This is a genomic window from Vibrio sp. 2132-1 (genome assembly GCF_033344315.1).
Genome location: NZ_JAWPON010000121.1, coordinates 645 through 977 on the forward strand (window position 1 = coordinate 645; position 333 = coordinate 977).

1 protein-coding gene is annotated in these 333 nt (G+C 48.6%); it reads right to left on the reverse strand.

The genetic code is table 11. The annotated features are described in order from the left end of the window. Window positions 1-308: DNA mismatch repair endonuclease MutL (mutL, locus tag R8N47_RS23855; RefSeq protein WP_412034478.1), on the reverse strand; the 308-nt coding region annotated here is incomplete at its 3' end. Window positions 309-333 lie beyond the last annotated feature (25 nt).

A 333-nucleotide genomic window follows, 5' to 3' on the forward strand; every position in this document is an offset into this window, starting at 1 on the left:
CTGATACTCGCCAATGCCTCTCCACGAAAGCCCAAGCTCATGATCGCTTCTAAATCATCTAAGGTATGGATTTTAGACGTTGCATGACGACTGAGTGCCAGCCCGAGCTCATCTTTCGCAATCCCTTTTCCGTTGTCACGAACACGAATAAGCTTGGCACCGCCTTTTTCGATGTCGATATCGATTCGGGTTGCGCCAGAGTCGAGGCTATTTTCCACCAACTCTTTGATGACAGAGGCAGGTCTTTCGACCACTTCCCCTGCCGCAATTTGGTTGGCGAGCCTAGCTGGCAAAATTTTTATCGTCATCATGAGTTAGAAGCTCACTTCCTTA